Raw genomic sequence first — 2,534 nt, 5'->3', positions numbered from 1 at the left:
GTTCCTGGGCGCGGCGCCGGGCGTCGGCAAGACCTACCGGATGCTGGACGAGGGCCACCGCAGGGCGGAGCGCGGCACGGACGTGGTGGTGGCGTTGGTGGAGTGCCATCAGCGGCCGCACACGCTGGCCCTGGTGGAGGGCCTTGAAGTGGTGCCCCGGCTGGAGCGGGAGTACCGCGGCACCGTGGTCGGCGAGATGGACCTGGCGGCGGTGCTGGCCCGCCGTCCCGAGGTCGCGCTGGTGGACGAGCTGCCGCACTCCAACCCGCCCGGTATGCGCAACGCCAAGCGCTGGCAGGACGTCGAGACGTTGCTCGCGGCGGGTATCGACGTGGTCACCACCGTCAACATCCAGCACCTGGAGTCCGTCAACGACGTGGTCGAGAAGATCACGGAGGTGCCGCAGCGCGAGACGGTGCCCGACGAGATGGTGCGCCGCGCCCACCAGATCGAGCTGGTGGACATGCCGGCGGAGGCGCTGCGCCGCCGGATGGCGCACGGCAACGTCTACGGCGCGGAGAAGGTCGACGCGGCGCTCGCCAACTACTTCCGGATCGGGAACCTGACCGCGCTGCGGGAGCTGGCGCTGCTGTGGGTGGCGGGGCGGGTGGACGAGGCGCTGCACCGCTACCGCAGCGAGCACGGCATAGGGCGGGTGTGGGAGACCAAGGAGCGCGTGGTGGTGGCGCTGACCGGCGGCCCGGAGGGCGAGACGCTGATCCGCCGGGCGGCGCGGATCGCGGACCGGTCGGCGGGCGGCGCACCACCGGGCATCGACGGGGGCAGTGACCTGCTGGCGGTGCACGTGGCGCGCAGCGACGGGCTGGCGGTGGGCGCGTCGCCGGCCGCGCTGGCCCGGCAGCGGCAGCTCGTGGAGAGCCTGGGCGGCAGCTACCACTCGGTGGTCGGCGACGACGTGCCGGTGGCGCTGCTGGAGTTCGCCCGCGGGGTGGGGGCGACCCAGCTGGTACTGGGCACCAGCAGCCGCCGGCGGTGGGAGCGGCTGCTGACCGGGCGGGGCATCGGCGAGACCACGGTGGGCAGTTCGGCCGATATCGACGTGCACATGGTCACCCACGAACGGGCCGGGCACGGCAGGCTGCTGCCCTCACGGCGCCGCACCCTGACCACCTGGCGGCTGGTGGCGGGGCCGGTGAGCGGGCTGGTGCTGCCGGTGGCGCTCACCGCGGTGCTCGCGAGCAACCGCGGCAGCCTCAACCTGACCAGCGAGGCGCTGCTGTTCCTGCTGGCGGTGGTCGGTGTGGCGTGCTTCGGCGGGGTGGTCTCGGCGGTGGTGGCGTCGGTGACCGCGTCGCTGCTGCTGAACTACTACTTCATCCCGCCGGCCGGGAAGTTCACCATCGCCGAGCCCAACAACATCCTGGCGCTGGCGGTGTTCGTGGTGGTCGCGGGCACGGTCGCGGCCGTCGTGGACCGCTCGCTGCGGCTGTCGCGCCGGGCGGCCCGCGCCACCGCCGAGGCCGAGACGCTGTCGTCCCTGGCCGGCAGCATCGTACGCGGCGGCGACGCGCTGCCCGCGCTGCTGGAACGGGCCCGGGAGACGTTCGGGATGGACAGCGCCGAACTGGTCCCGGCCGAGCCCGGCGCCGTTGAACCCGGAGCCGCGGAGCACGGAACGGCCGAGCCCGGAGCGGCAACGGCGAGCGGTACGGGCCTGGTGCGCACCGGCGGTACGGAAGCCACCGGCGGTACGGGAGACCGGAGCAGCACGGGAGACGGCCCCGGCCCGTACGAAAACAACAATGGCGCCACCGCCACCGCCACCGCCACCGCCACCGTCCGGGTGCCCGCGGGCGACGGCATGGTGCTGCTGCTGCGCGGCCGTTCGCTCTCCGCCTCCGACCAGCGCGTGCTGGCCGCCTTCGCCGCCCACGTGTCCGGCGCGGCCGAGCGGGCCAGGCTCGCCGAGGCCGCCGCCGAGGTGGAGCCGGTGAAGGCCGCGGACCGGATGCGTACGGCGCTGCTCGCCGCGGTCAGCCATGACCTGCGCACCCCGCTGGCGGTGGGCTGGGCCGCGGTCAGCTCGCTGCGCAGCCAGGACGTGGAGTTCTCGGCCGAGGACCGTGAGGAGTTGCTCGCCACCGCCGAGGAGTCGCTGGCCCGGCTGAGCCGGCTGGTGGACAACCTGCTGGACATGAGCCGGCTCCAGGCCGGCGCGTTGCGGCTGCGGCTGCGGGCCACCGCGCTGGAGGAGGTGCTGCCGGCCGCGCTGGAGTCGCGGCCCGCCGACGCGCCGGGCATCGACACCCGCGGCCTGGAGCGGGCCCCGGCCGTGCTGGCCGATCCGCCGCTGCTGGAGCGGATCATCGCCAACCTGCTGGCCAACGCGGTACGGCATGCGCCGGCCCGGCGGCCGGTCGTGCTGACCGCGAGCGCGCTGGGCGACCGGGTGGAGCTGCGGGTCGTCGACCGCGGGCCGGGGCTGCCCGCGCGGGACCGCGAGCGCGCCTTCGAACCGTTCCAGCGGATGGGCGACCGCGACAACGGCACCGGGCTGGGCCTCGGCCTCGCGC

General features: G+C 75.1%; 1 protein-coding gene. It reads left to right on the top strand.

Annotated elements, in window-relative coordinates:
* On the top strand, window positions 1-2,534 hold a 2,534-nt coding region (locus tag AC13HU_RS35515), incomplete at both ends, for a sensor histidine kinase (RefSeq protein ID WP_483046124.1).

The sequence above is a fragment of the Streptomyces sp. NH27 genome, from assembly GCF_056859195.1.
This window is presented reverse-complemented; position numbering and strand designations above follow the sequence as displayed.